Raw genomic sequence first — 16457 nt, 5'->3', positions numbered from 1 at the left:
GTTCAGCACCGGCGCCTGGCTCAGTCGCGTTCGGCGCGGGTCTTCAGGCGCTGGAGCGTCGCGGCGATGTTGGACCGGTTCTTGTCGTCGCGCTGCCACACGCCGGTGACCAGCGAACTCGGCGCGCGGAACCAGCCCGGTCGCTTGTCCCACGTGCTTTCGGTCACCACGCAGCCGTCGCCGGCGGGCTCGATGTCGTATTGCCACCGGGAAACCGGGATGCCCAGCGAACGCACCTCGAAGGCGAACCGCTTTCCCTCGTCGGCGTCGGTGATCGTGCTGACGGTGCTCCACAACCGCGCTCCACGGCGGTTGATCCCGCGGAACCGCGCGCCGACCCGGGCGCCGGTCACTCCGCCCAGCCAGCGGAACCCGCTGTACTCCTCGGCCAGCTCGGCGAGCACGCCGGGATCGCTCACCAGGTCGTACACCCGCCCCGGCTCCGCCGCGACCTCGATCCGGCCCGTGGCACTGGGCCCCGACTGCCCCATGGACACCTCGCTACGCCGCGAACAGTTACATACCTACAGTATGTATCTCTGCGGTGCTCGTCAACAGCGCGGTCACGTGATCAGCGAGGCGGATGTCGTCGGTGGGCGTGACGGTGATGCCGTCGCCGTCACGGGAGACGAGGTACCGGCCGCGCGACGAGTCGAACCAGGTGACCACAGTGGATGATCGCGCGCCGGCGTGCGCGCCGATCTGCCCTCCGCTGGAACGGCTTCCGGCGAGGGCGTCCACTGTGAACTGATCCACCGGCGCGCCGGGCGTGCCGGGCGGGAACACCGCGACGATCTCCGGGGCCAGCGCGGTGGGCGGGATCTCGGTCAGCCAGATCTCGCCGCCGGCGACCACGGCCAGCACCCCGGTCCGGCCCGCGGCCGCGGCGAGGGCGCGGACCGGGTAACCGATGTGCCCGACGGCGTCGACCGACACCTCCGGCCCGGCCAGCAACGCGAGCAGCGCTTCGAGCCGGGCGTCGAGCCGGCGGCCGGACGCCAGGCCGCGTTCCGCGCACGACCGGTACACCTCGTCGGTGAGCCGGGCCCGGACGGCGAAGGTGCGGCCGGTGCTGGGCACCCGCAGCGGGTATGGCGCGGGCGGCAGTTCGAGGTCGCCCCAGAGGAGGTCGAACTCGGGGGCGGACAGGACGAAGTCGGGTCTTCGGGGGGTCATGCCGGCCACGCGGCGGGGACCCGGCCGCCTGCGCCGGGCCCCGCCGCCTCGCCGAACCGGACGGCGAACGCGCCGCCACCGCTGCCCGGGCTCCCGGCACCGCCGAAACCGGCGGTGCCGGGGCACAACGAGCCAGCACCGCCGGAACCCGGGATCGCCGGGCCGGTGGTGCGCGTGCCGGGCGGCCGGGGCGAGTTCGCCGCACCCGGCCGATGGGTGGCGCCACCCGCGGCGCCGCTGATCGCGGACGCGGGCGGAACCGGCGGATCACTCCGCCGGAGGTCATTGTGCCGCAACGGTGATGCCGTCACGGAAGACGGAGCAGCGACTGAAGCCGGCTGATCACTGGGCCGGGGATCGTTGCGGCGCAAGGATGATGCCGAACCGGGAGAAGCACATGTGGACGAAACCGCCAGAGCCCCGCGCCGGAAGTCACTGTCCGGCAACATGGATGAAGCAGACGTGGACAGGACCGGCGCACTCGGCCGGGGATCACTGTCCGGCAGCACCGACGAAGCAGTTGTGGACGAAACCGACAGAGCCCCCGGCCGGAATTCGCTGTCCGCCACCACCGACGAAGCAGACGTGAACGGGACCGGTGCGCTCGGCCGAGGATCGCTGTCCAGCAGAACCGACGATGGAGTTGTGGACGGGACCGGTGGATCGCTCCGCCGAGAACCGTTGTCCGGCAACACCGACGAAGCAGACGTGGACGAGACCTGTCGATCGCTCCGCCGAGAACCGTTGTCCGGCAACAACAACGAAGCAGACGCGGACGAGACCTGTGAATCGCTCCGCGGGGAATCGCTGTCCGGCAACACCGGCACCGCACCAGACGAAGCAGACGCGGACGGCAGCGAATCCCCTGCACCGCGATCCGTAGGCGGCACCTCCCGTGAGCAACCGCCGTCACTCTTAGGCGCTTCGGTCTGCTGTGGGATCGACGAGCCAACCTCCGCCACTCCGGCAGCGAACGCGGCCATCACCGCCACCGCATCGTCGTGCGCACGCCACGCGCGCTCGGCCGCGGGACGCAAGTCGCCGGCGGCTTCGTGCAGTGTGTCGAATCCGCCGTGGGCGAAGAGGCGCTCGAGGGTCTCGTCCAGGTCGAACGGCACCGGTTCCGGCATCGCGGCGCGGGCGGCCTCCGCGGCGGGGCCGGCGGCGGTGTGCACAGCCTCGTACAGTTCGCGGTGGCTGCGCGCGGCCCAGTTCTGAGCGTCCTGCTCGCCCACGTCCGCGCTCCCTGTACTGATCGTTCCTGCCGAGATCACGCTCAGTGAAACCCGAAGCGACGCGCGACGCCAGCGACCACACGCCGCCATGCCCTATCGGACGGTCAACCCTGCCCGCCCACACCCGCCGCGCCCGGGCGGCGAGGGGCTTCGCCACCTCCGGCGCCTCGGTGCCCGGATCCGCGCGCCGGCTCAACCCGGCCCGGACAACAACCGCTTCGCCAGCTCCGCCGCCGCCTCGGTGCCCAGGTCCTCACACACCACAAGCGCCTCCCGACGGTGCTCGGCCGCCAGCTGGCCTCGACCGGTCGCGTCCAGCACCAGCGCCAGCTCCGCGAGCGCCTGCGCCCGCTGCCAGCGCGTCAGCACCTGCGTGAACACCTCCAAAGCCGCCTGCAGGCAGTCCTCCGCCAGGCCCAGCCGACCGGCCTCCCGCCAGGCCGCGCCCTCCTGGACGGCGCATTCGGCGCCCGGCACGGGGAAACCGCCCTCGTCGAACAGCGTCCGCGCCGTCCGGAACGCCTCGGCGCCGCCCGGCCAGTCACCGGTCTCCGTCAGCGCCCTGCCGAGCAACTGGAACGTCAGCGCGCGGAAGAACCGGTACGTGAACGGGTTCGCGTCGTCCCGGTAGCGGTCGGTGTCGGCGAGCACCTCGCGGTGCACCAGCAGCGCCTCGCCGGGACGGCCGACCGCGCACAGCACCTTCCCCAGCACGTTGCGGATCGACCCCTGCCCCATCCAGAAATCCATGTCCGCCAAGCCGACCGACCGCTCGACGTGGTCCAGCGCCTCCTCCGGCCGCCCCAGCCGCAACAACACCGAACCGAGGTACCCGAGCGCCCACGTCTGCTCACGCCGGTCGCCGATCTCGGTCGCGATCGCCAGCGCCTCCTCGTGCGCGGCGCGGCCACCTTCGTTGTCGCCGAGGCAGTAGTACCGCGCCCACCCGAGGAAGTTGAGCAACACGGCCTCGTCCGGCCGGCTGCCCAGCGCCCGCGCCGCGTCCACGCCCAGCGCGAACACCTCGGCCCACGGCAGCTGCTGGATCCGGCCGTCGGAGAACCAGTGCAACGCCCTGGCCAGGTCCACCACCTGCCGGTGCTTGCCGTGCGCGAGCGCGGCCCGTTGCGCGGCGAGCCAGTTCGCCGCCTCCGCGTCGAGCCAGGCCGCGGCCTCCTCCCGCGTCGCGAACCGGCTCGCCTCCAGCGAATCCCGCAACGCGTCCGGGTAGAACAGCCGCCCGGCCTCGATCCCGGTGTCCAGCAGGTGGTCCAGCACCGCGCACGTCGCCGCCGACGTCTCGCCGGCGTCCTCCTCGACGGCCAGCCGCTCTCGCGCGAACAGGCGGATCAGGTCGTGGAAGGTGTAGCGGCCGGGCACGCTGCCCGCCTGCAGGAGGTTCGCGTCGACCAGCTCGTCGATGTGGGCGCGCACGTCCGGGGCCGCCATGCCGGTGGCGACGGTGGCCAGGTCGGCGCCGAAGTCCGGGCCCGGGATCACCGCAAGGCGGCGGAACACCAGCCGCGCCGCCGGGGACAGCCGCCGGTGCGACATCTCGAACGCCGACCGCACCCGCAGGTCCCCCGCCGACAACGCGGCCAGCCGCGTGCTCTCGTCACGCAACTGGTCGACCAGGTAGGCGATCGTCCAGTGCGGCCTGGTCGCCAGCCGGTTGCCCGCGATCCGCACGGCCAGCGGCAGGTTCCCGCACAGCTCGGCCAGTTCCGCGGCCGCGGACGGCTCGGCGCGCACCCGGTCCGGCCCGGCGATCGCCGCGACCAGCGCGGACGCGTCCGCGGTCTCCAGCGGCCGCAGCCACAACCAGCGCGCCGACTCCAGCCCGGCCAGCGCGCGGCGGCAGGTGATGAGCGTCAGGCACCCGGTGGCGGCCGCCAGCAGGGGGCGGACCTGCGCCTCGTCGGCCGCGTTGTCCAGCAGCACCAGGACCCGGCGGCCGGCCAGCAGCGACCGGAACAACGACGACTGCTCGGCCACCGCGGCCGGGATCTCCGCCGCCGGCACGTTCAGACCACGCAGCAGGACGTCCAGCGCGGCGCGCGGGGTGACCGGCTGGTCGTCCATACCGCGCAGGTCGACCGACAGGAACCCGTCCGGGAACTCGGCCGCCAGCAGGTGCGCGGCCGTGCGGGCCAGCGCCGTCTTGCCGACGCCGGGGTGCCCGACGAGCGACACGACCACACCGCTCGGGGTGGTGAGGGCGTCGGCCGCGGCGCGGCGCAACGCGTCCAGCTCGTGGTCGCGGCCCACCAGGTCCGGCACCGCGGCCGGCGGCGGTCCCGCGAACGGCGCGGCTGGTCTGGACCTGCGGCGGCGGCCGTCGCGGGCCGCGGCCAGGAAGTCTTCACGGTTTCCGCCGGTCAGCCCGAGCGCGTCGGCGAGCGCTTCGGTGGAGCGGCGCTGCGCGGCGCGGGCCCGGCCGCGTTCCAGGTCGGACAGCGCACGCACGCTGACCCCGGAGGCCTGCGCGAGGTCGGCCTGGGTGAGCCGGGCCGCGCGGCGATGGCGTAGCAGCAGTTCACCGAAGGTCGGACCCTCCCCCGGCGACCCTATGTCCAGTGTCTCGCTCACCGCCACCCATTAAACCGGCAGAACTGCGGGCGCCGAAACCTGCCGGTGCTTCCGCCTGGTTCCGCCTGTATCGGTACGGTTAGGTGGCCCTATGCCTTACAGCACCGCTACGCGGGAGATCCCCGGCGGCCGGCCCGCCGCCCGCCTGCACGCCGTCCCGGCGGCCGACCGCGCGGTGGTCCGCGTCGCGGTGCTGGCCGACGACGTGTTCCTGCGCGCCGGCCTGCTCAGCGAGATCCAGGGCAAACCCGGCATCCACGTCGTCAACGGCACGCCCGCCTCGGCGGACGTCGTGGTCGCGATGACCGAGTCGGTGGCCTGTCTGCCGGAGCTGGTGGCCGACGCCCCGACGAACGCGCGGCTGGTCCTGATCACCGACGCGCCCCGCCCGGCGGAACTGTGGACCGCGATCGAGAACGGCCTGGTGGTGCTGCTCCCGCGCGCGGAGGTCACGACGGCCCGCCTGCTGCGCGCCATCGCCGACGCGCACCAGGGCCACGGCCACCTGCCTGCCGAACAGCTGGGCCAGGTGTTGCACGGACTGGCCCGCCTGCAGCGCGAGGTGCTGGCGCCGCGCGAGCTGATGCTGAACGGGCTGTCCCGCCGCGAGACCGAGGTGCTGCGCCGCCTCGCCGACGGCCAGGACACCGCCGAGATCGCCGCGGAAATGTCCTATTCGGAGCGCACCGTCAAGAACATCCTGCACAGCCTCACCAGCAGGCTTGGGCTGCGCAACCGCACGCACGCCGTGTCCTACGCGCTGCGCAACGGGCTCATCTGAGCGGCGCTTGAATTCCCGGTCAGTGGCGGACACGCCGAGGCGAGGCGGCGCCGCGGCGTGTCCGCTGGTCCCGGGCCAGGCGATGGCCGGCCCGGGAGTTCGGGGTCAGGCCACGGACGTGACGGGCCAGCGGTCTCCGGTGAAGTCGCGCAGCTCGGCCGCTTCTGGCGTGCCCAGTTCGTCGAACAGGGCGTAGGCGCGGCGCCAGTAGTCCTGCGCCAGGCCGGCTCGCGCGGCGCAGCGGTGCAGTTCGGCCAGTTCGTTGAGCGCCCGCGCCTGCTGGTAGCGCTCGCCGCGGTTGATCGCCGCACGCAGCCCGGCCTCGACCAGGTCCGCGGCGGTGAGCAGGTCGCCGATGTCGCGGTGCACGCCGCCGAAGTCGATGAGCACTTCGCTCTCGGTCGCCGGGCCGCTGACCGTGCGGACGATCCGCAGCGCCTCGTTGAGGTTGCCGAGCGCGTCGTCGAACCGGCCGGTCTGGCGGTAGGTGTTGCCGAGGCGGTGCCGCGCGTAGGCGATCCGCGGTTCCAGGCCGTGCGCCTCGGCGAGGTCGGCGGCCTCTTTCAGGTGCTCGATCGCCTCGCGGTGCCTGCCCAGCCGCCGCCACGCGTCGCCGAGGTCGGCCAGGGCGCCGCTCTCCCCGTCCGGGTCGCCCGCCTGCCTGGACAGCACCAGCGCGTGCCGGTACTGGTCGACGGCCTCGTCGAGCCGGCCGAGCGTGGCCAGCGTGGCGCCGAGGTTCGCGGCGACAGCGCTTTCCAGCCTGGGGTCCCCGGCGCAGCGGACGCCCGCCGTGCGGAACAGCCGCAGCGCCTCGGGGAACTCGCCGACGCGGTGGCAGAGCACAGCCAGCGCGGTCAGCGAAGTGGCTTCCAGTTCGCGCTCGCCGTTCGCGCGGTGCAGGTCGATCGCGCGCAGGAACTGCTCGCGCGCGTCGGCGGCGCGGCCGTGGTGCAGGTACGCGGCCGCCAGGTCGGAACGGGTGTGCGCCTCGCCGACGCGGTCCTGCGCCGCGGTCGCGGCCGCCAGCGCGGCCTCGTGCGTGTGCACCCAGTCGTGGTCGTGGCTGTAGCCGTAGAGGTACAGGTACGCGCGCAGGCTGCGGGTCAGCTGCCAGGCGTGCGTCGGCCAGCCCTGTTCGGCGGCCAGGCTGACGGCGGCGATCAGACACGGCCGCTCGGCCTCCAGCCACCGCTTCGCCGCCTCGCGGTCGGGCAGCACCGGGCCGTGCGCGGGCGCGGCGCCGGTGAGCGGGATGTGCTTGGCCGGGTAGATCAGCTGCGTCGCGCGGGCCGCGGTGTGCAGGTAGAAGTCGAGCACGCGGGTGATCGCGGCGCGCCGGGCCGGCTCCGGCTCGTTGTCGCGGGCGAGGCCGCGCGCGTACTCGGCGAGCAGGTTGTGCAGCCGGTACCGGTCGCGGGTGACGACGGTGACCAGGTTCTCGTCCACGAGGCGGTCGAGCAGCCACCTCGCCCGCGACGGGGTGAGCCCGGCGAGCGCGCCGACCGACTCGGGCGTGAAGTCCGCGCCGGGGTGCAGGCCCAGCAGGCGGAACAGGCGCTGTTCCTCGGCCGCCAAGGCCTGGTAGGACAGTTCGAACACGGCCCGCAGCCGTCGGCTGCCCGCGGCCAGTTCGTCGATGCGGTCACCGGTTTCGGCCAGGCGGGCGGCAAGGTCGGCGACTGTCCATGTCGGACGGGACTGGAGGCGGCGGGCGGCGAGCGCGACGGCCATCGGCAGCCAGCCGCACAGTTCGCCGACGCGGCGGGCGGCCTCGGGTTCGCTCTCCACCCGCTTGGCGCCGACGACGCGGACGAGCAGTTCGCGGGCCTCGGCCGGGGTGAAGACGTCCAGCGGCAGGGTGCGGGCGCCGTCGAGGGCGAGCGCGCGGCGGCTGGTGACCAGGACGAGGTTGGTCGGCCCGGCGGGCAGCAGCGGCAGGATCTGGTCCTCGCTGGCCGCGTTGTCCAGCAGCACCAGCACATCCCGGCCGTAGACGCGGTCGCGGTAGAGGGAGGCGCGCTCGTCGAGGCTCGGCGGGATCTGGTCGCCGGGGACGCCGAGCAGGCGCAGGAACGACGCGAGCACCGCGGCCGGGTCGGCCGGCGGCTGGTCGGAGTGGCCGCGCAGGTCGACGTAGAGCTGGCAGTCGCCGTAGCGGCCCTCGGCGAGCAGCTGGTGGGCGACGTGCACGGCGAGGCGGGTCTTGCCGACGCCGGCCATGCCTTCGATGAGCGCGATGCCGACCGCGGTGCCGCCGTCGATCGCGCGGAGCCCGTCACGCAGGGTGGTCAGCTCGGATTCGCGGCCGCTGAAATCGGCGGTGTCGAGCGGCAGCTGGCGGTGGGCGCTGACCGGGGCGAACTCCGGCCGCGCGACCTCCTGGCGCAGGACGCGCTGGTAGGCGGTGGCCAGTTCCGGCCCGGGGTCCGCGCCGAGTTCGGTGGCGAGGCGGCGGCGCAGGGTGTCGAACACGTCGAGCGCGGCGGCCTGCTGCCCGCTGCCGGCGAGGGCGATCATGAGGCGCGCGTGGACGGCCTCGTGCAGCGGATCGGCCTCCGCGACGCGCTGCAGGAGCGGCAGAACCTCCTGGTAGCGCCCCAGATCCGAGGCGGCGCCCGCGTACTCGACGACGACGGCCCGGTACTCGCGCACGAGCGCGACGACGATCGGGTGGGAGTCCAGGGCGCTCAGCCCTTCGAGCGGTTCGCCCCGCCAGAGGCCGACGGCTTCGGCGAAGAGACCGCACGCTTCGGCGAGTTCGCCCTCCTCGCGGACGTGCCGCGCGCGGGCGACGAGCTGGCGGAAGAGGAGCAGGTCGTGCTGGCCCTCGGCGACCTTGAGCTGGTAGCCGCCGCGCGCGGAGACGATGAAGCCGCTCTCCGGGTCGCCCTGGAGGCGGCGGCGCAGGCGGGAGATGCGGGACTGGAGGAGGTCGACGGTGCCGTGCTCCGGCTGGTCACCCCAGACGGCTTCGACGAGCGCGTCCCGGCCGACGGGGGCGTTCGGGGACAGCGCGAGGAGCGCGAGGAGGGTCCGCTGGGTTTCCGAGCCCGGGTCGACTGGTTCGCCGTCCGCGATGACCCGGAGCGGCCCGAGGACCTCGACCCGCAGCCCGCCGCCGGTGGCCTGCTCGCTGCCCGCCTCGCGGAGCAGTTCCCCCAGCTCCACACGGGACAGACCGAGCACATCGCCCAGCTTGCGCAGAGTGGACACGCGCGGCCGGGTGACACGTCCCTGCTCGACGTCACGCAGGCCGGCCACGCTGAGCCCCGCCAGGTCGGCGACCTCACGCTGGGTGAGGCCCGCGCGCCGGCGGAAGCCCTGGACCAGCGCGCCCAAGCGGCTCCGCGAACCGTCGCTCATTCGTTCACCGCCCCGATCTCGTCGTTCGCAGCCTGGGACGCACTGGTGCGCCAAGCCGTTCCCGCGTTACTCCGACAGAGTTACAAACTCCGCTTCGAAAATGCTTCGAAGGGGTGTGGCGGTTGCGTTGGTTGCTTGGGGTTAACGCAGGTGTTGCCTGGTGGGTGCGGGTGGTGAGGGGTGGTTGCGGAGGGTGATCATGTGTTGGGGCGGGGTTGGTTTGTCTGGGTCGGGGTGGGTGGGGTGGCTCGCGCGGCGATGAACGGACCATTCATCACTTCCCGGCATGGTTGGCCCAACCACCAACCCACGAGGTCGCCACCCACGCGCCGATGAACGGACCGTTCATCCCTTCCCGGCATCAGCGCACCCGGAAGCGCTCCACGAGAGGTCCACTCGCGCAGCGATGAAGGGACCATCCACGCCTTCCCGGCGGGCCTTCCCGGCGGGCCTTCCCGGCGCGAGTGGCTTCCTCACCGACGCACGAAAGAGCCACTCGCGCGGCGATGAACGGACCGTTCATCCTTCCCGGCATCAGCGATACCCCCAACGCCCCATGAAAGTGGCACTCGCGTAGCGATGAAGGGACCGGTCATGCCTGCGCGGCGCCCCGCGCGCGACGGTTGGTCCACTCACCACCTGCGCGCGACGGTTGGTCTACTCACCACCTGCGCGGCAGTTGTCCACTCACCACGGAACCGGCCAGCTCAGCCACCGAACCGGCCACCGCGGCCAGCTCAGCCACCGAACCAGCTACCGCGGCCAGCCCACCCCGAACCAGTCAGCGCAGCCAGCCCACCCCGAACCAGCCACCACAGCCAGCCCACCCCGAACCAGCCACCACAGCAGCCCACCCCGAACCAGCCACCGCAGCGGCTACGCCGACCACTCCGAAACCCCACCCAGCTTCGCGCGGATCTGGCCCCCGTCGGGCGACCCCAGCTCCTCCAGCAACTCCAGCGCCGCCCGCCAAGCACGTTGAGCCGCGGCCGAATCACCTCGCGCCAGGTGTGCGTCGCCGAGGCGGTTCAGCGTTCGGCTTTCGTAGTAGCGGCTTCCGTGGCGCCGATACAGCCCCACGGCGGTCTCGTAGCAGCGCACCGCCTCGTCCAGGTTTCCCAGCGACTGCTGCGCGTACCCGACGCTGTCCCACGCGTTCGCCTCACCGACCAGGTTCCCCAGCTCGGCCTGCACCGCGATCGACTCCTTGCAGTGCGCCAGCGCCTGCTCGTAATCCCCCAGCCGAGCACAGCTCCAGCCCATGTTGTTCAGCGCACTGGCGGCCCCGTACCGGTTCCCCGCCGCCTGGAACAACTCCAGCGCCCGCCGCGCGTGGTGGAACTCCTCGGCGTAATCCCCGAGCCGATCGCACACCCACGTGAGCCCCTGCCGCACATCGGCCTGGTACCCGAGGTCCCCCAGCTCCTCGAACAGGTCCAGCGCGCGATCGAGCTGCGCCCGCGCCTCCTCGTCCCGCCCCAGCGCCGTCAGGATGACCGCGAGCCCTCGGTGGCTGTGCGCCAGCGCGACCGGATCCCCCAGCCGCGCGGCCGCCTCCAGCGCCACCTCGTACGTCCGCGGCTCCCCCAGCCAGTGCCTGCCCTGCCGCACGAACGTGTGGCTCAACGCGCACGCCAGCTGCCACGCGTGCATGTCGAACCCGGTCGCCGCCGCGCGGTCGATCGCCGCCACCAGCACCGGGTGCTCCGCCGCGAACCAGGCGCCGGCGTCCGCGGGCGGCTCCACCACCACACCCGCCGACGGCGGGTCCAGCGCCAGCGGCTCCCGTTGCGGGCTCAGCGCCGCCGCGCCCGCGTGCGCCGTGTGCACGTAGTGGTCGAACATCCGCCGCACCGCCGCGGTCCGCTCCGCCTCCGCGTCCTCCTCCTGCGTCAGCTCGATCGCGTACGCGCGCAGCAAGTCGTGGAACGCGTACCGCCCCGGCGCGCGCTCGGCGACCAGGTGCGCACGCGTCAACTCGGCCAGCAGCGGCCGCACCCGGGGCACCCCGAGCAGACTCGCCGCCGCCGCGACGGTCACGTGCGGCCCCGGGTGCAGGCCGAGGAACCGGAACAACCGGGCCGCCTCCGCGCTGATCGCGTGGTACGACCACGAGAACACCGCCCGCACGTCGGAACTCGCGTCATCACCCTCGAAAGCGTCCAGCCCACCGCGCGCGGCGCACAGCTCGGCGGCCAGCTCCCCCAGCGTGAACCCCGGGTTCGTCGCCGCCCGCGCGGCCACGATCGCCAGCGCCAGCGGCAACCGCGCGCACAACGTGTTGATCGAGGCGACCGCCTCCGGCTCCGCCGCCACCCGGTCCGCCCCCAGCCGCCGCGCCAGCAGTTCTCGGGCCTCCGCGTCGGACAGCAGGTCCAGGCTCACCGGCGCCGCGCCCTCGACCGCGACCAGCCCGGCCAGCTGGTTCCGGCTCGTCACGAGCGTGAAACTGCCGGGCGCGCCGGGCAGCAGCGGGCGCACCTGCTCGGCGTCGCGCGCGTTGTCCAGCACCACCAGCACCCGCTTGTCCGCCAGCAGACTGCGGTACAGGCTGACCTGCGCCTCCACGCTCACCGGGATCCGTTGCGCCGGAACGGCGAGCGCGTCGAGGAACCGCCGCACCGCCTCCGCCGGGCTCATCGCGCACGCGCCGGGATCGAAGCCACGCAGGTTGACGTAGAGCTGCCCGTCCGGGAACCGCTCCCGCACCCGGTGCGCCCAGTGCACCGCGAACGCCGACTTGCCGACACCGGCGCCACCGCTGACCACCGCCACCGACACCGACGGCCGGTCCCCGCTGCCGTCCAGCGGCAGCAACGCGTCCAGCCGCGCGAGGTCACGCATCCGCCCGGCGAACTGCGGCACGTCACCGGGCAGCTGCCGCGGCACCGGCCCCTCCTCGGGCTCGTCGCGCAACAGCCGCACCTGCGTGTCCCGCAGCAGCGGGCCCGGCTCGACGCCGAGTTCGTCGATGAGCCGCGACCGGACCGCGGTGTAGACCTCCAGCGCCTCGGGCGTGCGGCCGCAGCGGTGCAACGCGAGCATCAGCAGGGCCTGCAGGCGTTCGCGGAACGGGTTGTCCTCGGCCTCCTGCCGCAGCTCGGTGACCACCGAGCGGTGCCGCCCCGCGGCGAGTTCGGCGTCGAAGTAGTCCTCCAGCGCGCTCAGCCGCTTCTCCGCGAGCGGCGGGCCCTCCCGGTCGAGCAGCGACTGGGTGACCCCGCCCAGCGCCGGCCCATGCCACAGGTCCAGCGCCACGCGCAGCCGCCGGGCCGCGTCGGCGACGCGACCGGCGTCGAGGTCCGCGCGCGCCCTGTCGACGGCCTCGTCGAACTCGTGCAGGTCCAGCTCACCCGGCCCGACCTGGATCACGTACCCCGGCGCGCGCCTGCTGATCACGTCGGCGCCGATCAGCTTGCGCAGCTCGGAGACGTACACCTGCACCTGACCACGCACCGTCGCCGGCGGCGCGGCGCCCCAGACCAGGGCGAACAGCTGCTCGTCCGGCACCACGCGCCCGGCGTTGAGCAGCAGCGCCGCGAGCACCGAGCGCTGCTTCGGCCCGCCCAGCCGCACCGGCCCGTCCGGCCCCGACACCTCGATCGGGCCCAGCAGCCGGTACCGCACCGGGCGGGACGGGTTCGCGGACACGGTGGGCACCTTTCCGTGGACAGGGTGGAACGGACACGGGAAAAGCAAGCAGAACCGGGGTACCTGGCGCTAGTCCCCGCCCCCACCGGGCGACAGCGCCCCGGCGACGACCTCGACCAGGTCGAACACGCCCTCGCCGGTGAGGATCAGCTCGGTTTCCGCGCCCGGGTTGAAGCACAACACGTGCGACTCGTCCGGCCACTGCGCCAGGACACCGAGGAAGGGCACGGTGGCGTAGGGCTGCCCGGGCGCCAGACGGTCGAGCATCGCGGTGGACGAGAAGAGTGCGACGACCGGGAAGTCCCCGCTCCCCGCGGTGCGCCAGGGCAGGTCCTCATCGGAGTCCTGGACGGGCCGGGTCGTCGCGACGACCACCTGACCGTTCACCAGTGCCTCCAGGTATGCGTTCTCGTCCTGCCCGCCGACCGCGGCGACCAGGGCGGTTTCCAGTGCGTTCGACGGAGCCGGCACCGGTCCCGGTTCCCGTCCCGCGCCGAATTCCTCCAGCACGAGCTCACGCACCCGGCGGCGCGTCTCTTCGAACGCGGCCTCTTCCGCGTCGGCCGCGGCCACCAGTTGCTCGCGTCCCTCCGCGAGTGCGATCAGCGCGTCCGGGGCCAGCACCGCGCCGATCGGCAGGCCGGGGTTGATCGCCAGCTGCAGCGAGCTGCCCGGCTGCCAGCTCCCCCTGATCTCCGCGAACGTGGTCTGGACGTGCTCCTGCGCGAAGGGCCCCAGTACCGCCGCCATCGACCGGGGCGAGGTGAAGACCAGGACGTGCTCGCGCTCCAGCGGCAGCAGGCCGACGAGCTCCTCCCACTCCGGTGTGCCGCGCGCCGGCAGCACGGGCAGGTACACGGGCGCGGCCAGCAGGAGCTGCGCGTAGCGCCGGCCGTCCCCGTCGGCGAGCGCGGCCTGCAGTGCGTGCTCGATTTCATTGTCCGGCTGCCACACAGGTTCCACGCGCGCTTGCCTCTCTGGGGTACCTTTTGTCCTGCAAACCCTAGTCGGCCGAACCACGGAAGCCATGCCACGCACCCTCTTCGTCGCCCCGGACCAGCGCGGCGCCCTGCCCACCATCCGCGACGCGCTCGAAGCGGCCGACGACGGCGCGGTCATCTCGATCGCTCCCGGTGAGTACCCCGAGCCGATCTCGATCACACGCCAGCACGTGACGCTGTCGGCGCGCGAGCCGGGCAGCGTCACCATCAGCTCGCCGTTTCCCGACCAGCCGGTCGTGTCCGTGACCGACAGCCGGGTCGACCTGATCGGGCTGAAGCTGACCTCCGAGGAGCACGCCGCCATCCGCGTCCGCGGCGGCCAGGTGAAGATCGTCGAATGCACGGCGACGGCCCGGTTCGCGCCGGGCATCGACGTCGCGGCCGCCGACCGCATCGAGATCCGCAACAGCCACGTCACCGGCTCCCAGTACGGGATCGTCATCGAAGAGTCGGACGGGGTGATCGACCGCTGCGAGATCCGTGAAATCGCCGACGACGGCGTGATCCTGCGACTCGGCGCGCGGGTGAAGGTCCAGCACACCACGATCGCCGGGTGCGGGTTCCGCGGCGTGTACATGTACCAGGCAGGCGACTCGAGCCTGGACCGCTGCGACGTCTCGCAGACCGGCGACGCCGGGGTCGCGGTGGCCGACCAGAGCTCGCCAACGATCAGCACGTGCTGGGTGCACGACACGCAGGGCGTCGGGATCAGCGTCGGGCGCGGCTGCGGCGGCGTGATCGAGGACTGCCGCGTGGAGAACACCGCCGTGCCGGGCATCCACCTCGCCGACGGTGCGCGCACCGAGGTCCGCGAGGGCGATCCGGCGCGCGGCAAGGTCCCGGTGGGCGCGGTCGCGACCACGGGCAACCACCAGGACCTGGAGACCGTGGACAAGCTGCTCGGCGAGCTCGACGGCATGATCGGCCTGGCGAGCGTCAAGGCCGAGGTGCGCGGGCTGATCGACGAAATCCAGGTCAACGAGTGGCGCCGCAGCGAAGGGCTGTCCGTGGGCACGGTCAGCAACCACCTGGTGTTCGCCGGCGCGCCCGGCACCGGTAAGACCACGGTGGCGCGCATCTACGGCCAGCTGCTCAAGGCGCTGGGGATCCTGCCGAACGGGCGGTTCAAAGAAGTCTCCCGGCGGGATCTGGTCGGTCAGTACATCGGTCACACCGCGGAGAAGGCGGCCTCGGCGTTCGAGGAGGCGCGCGGTGGCGTGCTGTTCATCGACGAGGCGTACACCCTGTCCCGCTCCAGCGGCAGCGGCGCCGACTTCGGCCAGGAAGCCATCGACACGCTGGTGAAGCTGATGGAAGACCACCGCGACGAGGTCGCCGTGATCGTCGCGGGCTACACCGACGAGATGGCGAAGTTCATGGACGCCAACCCCGGTCTGGCGTCCCGGTTCAACAAGACGCTGGTCTTCGAGAACTACAGCCCCGAGGAACTCGTCGCGATCAGCCTGCACATGGCCCGCAGCGACGACTACCTGCTCGGCCAGGACCTGGACGTGGCACTGCTGGAGTGGTTCGGGCAGATGGAGCGCGACCAGAACTTCGGCAACGCCCGCGAGGCGCGCAAGCTGCTGGAACGGATGCGCAAGTCCCAGTCGACGCGGCTGCGTTCGCTGGGTCAGCGCCCGACGAGGGACGACCTGCGGACGTTGTCGCTGGACGACCTGCTGGAGGCCGTGCGCGGCACGGGTTAGCCCAGGTCAGGCTCCCGGTGCGGCGCCGTTTCCGGACCGGCCGTTGGCGGAGCCACCGGCGGCCGCCGCCTCCGCGATCGCCGACACCAGCTCCGGCACGCTGCTGCCGGGCAACGTCAGTTCCATGCTCGTGCCCGGGTTGAAGCACAACACGTGGTCCTCCCCCGGCCAGTTCAGCAGGACGTCCAAAAAGGACACAGTGGCGCGTGGGCCGCCGCCGGGAGCGACGACATCGAGTACCTGCTCCGAGCTGAACAGCGGCACCACCGGGGTCTCGTCGTCACCGAGGATCCGCCACGGGAACTCACCGGACTCGATCACCGCCGGGTCCGGGACCGGCTCGGTGGCGGGCAGCACGACGTCGGCGCCGATCAGCGCGAGCAGGAACGCGTCGAAGTCCAGTTCGGACACCGACTCGCGCAGTCGCTCCTCCAGCTCGTTGACCGGCTGCAGCGCCGCGGCGGCCTCGGCGTCGCCGCCCAGCTCCTCCAGCACCAGGCGGCGGACCTCGCCCAGCACCTCGTCGACCATCGCGTTCTGCACGTCTTCGACCGGGACCAGCTCCTGACGCCCCTCGGCCAGGTCCTCCACCTCGCCCAGGACCAGGTACACGCCGATCGGGATGCCCGGGTTCACCACGAGCTGGGCGTGATCGGGGTGGAACTCGCGCAGCCCGCCGATGGTGGTCTCGCGCCAGCTGTCGACCACGCCGCCGAGCGCCCAGTCGAGCGACTCCTCCGAGGTGAACACGATGACGTGGTTGCCCTCGGGCATCGGCAGGCTGATCGGCCACGGGTCCCCCGGCTCCGGGGTGGCCGGCACGTACAGCGGGGCGTCGCGCAGCAGCTGGGCGTAGCGCCGGCTGTCGCTGTCCTGCAGCGCGGCCAGCATGCCGCTCTCGACCTCGTTGGCCGGGCGCCACTGAAAGTCCACTCCAGACACTTCCTTC

Annotated in this window: 10 protein-coding genes; 3 read left to right on the top strand and 7 right to left on the bottom strand. The window is 72.9% G+C overall.

Features of this window, described 5'->3' with window-relative positions:
- Window positions 1-20: 20 nt before the first annotated feature.
- Together AMY39116_RS0306015 and AMY39116_RS0306010 are read right to left on the bottom strand one after the other, a co-directional pair.
- Window positions 21-491 carry an SRPBCC family protein gene (locus AMY39116_RS0306015; protein WP_020416794.1) on the bottom strand — a complete coding sequence of 157 codons (471 nt, stop codon included), beginning with the start codon at window positions 489-491 and terminating at the stop codon, window positions 21-23.
- A gap of 25 nt (window positions 492-516) precedes the next feature.
- Window positions 517-1176, bottom strand: coding sequence for an ESX secretion-associated protein EspG (locus tag AMY39116_RS0306010; protein WP_020416793.1), 660 nt, complete (start codon window positions 1174-1176; stop codon window positions 517-519).
- 399 nt (window positions 1177-1575) lie between these two features.
- Between AMY39116_RS0306010 and AMY39116_RS45970 the strand changes: the two genes are divergently transcribed.
- Window positions 1576-2394: a hypothetical protein gene (locus AMY39116_RS45970; RefSeq protein WP_157358437.1), complete on the top strand. Its 819-nt coding sequence runs from the start codon at window positions 1576-1578 to the stop codon at window positions 2392-2394.
- Window positions 2395-2603: 209 nt separating this feature from the next.
- Here AMY39116_RS45970 and AMY39116_RS0306005 read toward each other — a convergent pair whose 3' ends face one another.
- Window positions 2604-5006, bottom strand: coding sequence for a tetratricopeptide repeat protein (locus AMY39116_RS0306005; RefSeq protein ID WP_020416792.1), 2403 nt, complete (start codon window positions 5004-5006; stop codon window positions 2604-2606).
- A gap of 85 nt (window positions 5007-5091) precedes the next feature.
- Here AMY39116_RS0306005 and AMY39116_RS0306000 point away from each other — a divergent pair, with 85 nt between their 5' ends.
- Window positions 5092-5781 carry a response regulator transcription factor gene (locus AMY39116_RS0306000; RefSeq protein WP_020416791.1) on the top strand — a complete coding sequence of 230 codons (690 nt, stop codon included), beginning with the start codon at window positions 5092-5094 and terminating at the stop codon, window positions 5779-5781.
- 105 nt (window positions 5782-5886) lie between these two features.
- Here AMY39116_RS0306000 and AMY39116_RS0305995 read toward each other — a convergent pair whose 3' ends face one another.
- The 3 genes from AMY39116_RS0305995 to AMY39116_RS0305985 all read right to left on the bottom strand — a co-directional run bounded on the left by AMY39116_RS0305995 (window position 5887) and on the right by AMY39116_RS0305985 (window position 13761).
- Window positions 5887-9147, bottom strand: a complete 3261-nt coding sequence (locus tag AMY39116_RS0305995; protein ID WP_020416790.1) for a BTAD domain-containing putative transcriptional regulator — start codon at window positions 9145-9147, stop codon at window positions 5887-5889.
- A gap of 876 nt (window positions 9148-10023) precedes the next feature.
- Window positions 10024-12798 (bottom strand): BTAD domain-containing putative transcriptional regulator, encoded by a 2775-nt coding sequence (locus AMY39116_RS0305990; protein ID WP_157358436.1) that lies wholly within the window; start codon window positions 12796-12798, stop codon window positions 10024-10026.
- A 69-nt stretch (window positions 12799-12867) separates the two neighbouring features.
- Window positions 12868-13761 carry an SseB family protein gene (locus AMY39116_RS0305985; RefSeq protein WP_027935673.1) on the bottom strand — a complete coding sequence of 298 codons (894 nt, stop codon included), beginning with the start codon at window positions 13759-13761 and terminating at the stop codon, window positions 12868-12870.
- 64 nt (window positions 13762-13825) lie between these two features.
- Here AMY39116_RS0305985 and AMY39116_RS0305980 point away from each other — a divergent pair, with 64 nt between their 5' ends.
- Window positions 13826-15508 carry a right-handed parallel beta-helix repeat-containing protein gene (locus tag AMY39116_RS0305980; RefSeq protein WP_020416787.1) on the top strand — a complete coding sequence of 561 codons (1683 nt, stop codon included), beginning with the start codon at window positions 13826-13828 and terminating at the stop codon, window positions 15506-15508.
- Window positions 15509-15514: 6 nt separating this feature from the next.
- Here AMY39116_RS0305980 and AMY39116_RS0305975 read toward each other — a convergent pair whose 3' ends face one another.
- The gene (locus tag AMY39116_RS0305975) at window positions 15515-16441 is read right to left on the bottom strand and encodes an SseB family protein (protein ID WP_020416786.1); all 927 of its coding nucleotides are present in this window, start codon (window positions 16439-16441) and stop codon (window positions 15515-15517) included.
- Window positions 16442-16457: the final 16 nt, after the last annotated feature.

This window comes from Amycolatopsis sp. ATCC 39116 (assembly GCF_000231075.2).
In the GTDB taxonomy this organism is placed as follows: Bacteria; Actinomycetota; Actinomycetes; order Mycobacteriales; family Pseudonocardiaceae; genus Amycolatopsis_E; species Amycolatopsis_E tucumanensis.
This window is presented reverse-complemented; position numbering and strand designations above follow the sequence as displayed.